At 60.3% G+C, this 373-nt stretch carries 1 protein-coding gene; it reads right to left on the reverse strand.

Features of this window, described 5'->3' with window-relative positions; all coding sequences use genetic code 11:
- The coding region (locus LU493_RS19780) for a glucan biosynthesis protein (protein ID WP_275289506.1) at positions 1 to 373 on the reverse strand (373 nt) is incomplete at both ends.

Consider the following 373-nt stretch of genomic DNA (forward strand, 5'->3'; position numbering starts at 1 on the left):
TTACCGGCCAGGATCGACAGACCATTGGAGTCGTGTAGCGCCGGACGATAGTTAAGCGCCAGAGTAGGCTGGTTGGAACCGAACAGGAACATGCTGGTCAGCGGCGCCACGCCCAGTTTGCCCACTTTGTCACGCAGGTAAACTTTGGACTGGACATCTACCACGGTGTCGCGTCCCGGCATGATGACAAAGCGATAAGCGCCGGTTGCCCGCGGGGAGTCCAGCAGCGCATAGATAGTCAGACGTTTGTCGGTGGCTTTAGGACGCTCGATCCAGAACTCGCGAAAACGCGGGAACTCTTCGCCGGACGGCAGCGCGGTATCGATAGCCAGGCCGCGCGCGGACAGGCCGTAAACCTGACCCTGACCCAGCA

Origin of the sequence: Halomonas elongata (assembly GCF_029081005.1) — a bacterium.
GTDB lineage: Bacteria > Pseudomonadota > Gammaproteobacteria > Pseudomonadales > Halomonadaceae > Halomonas > Halomonas elongata_B.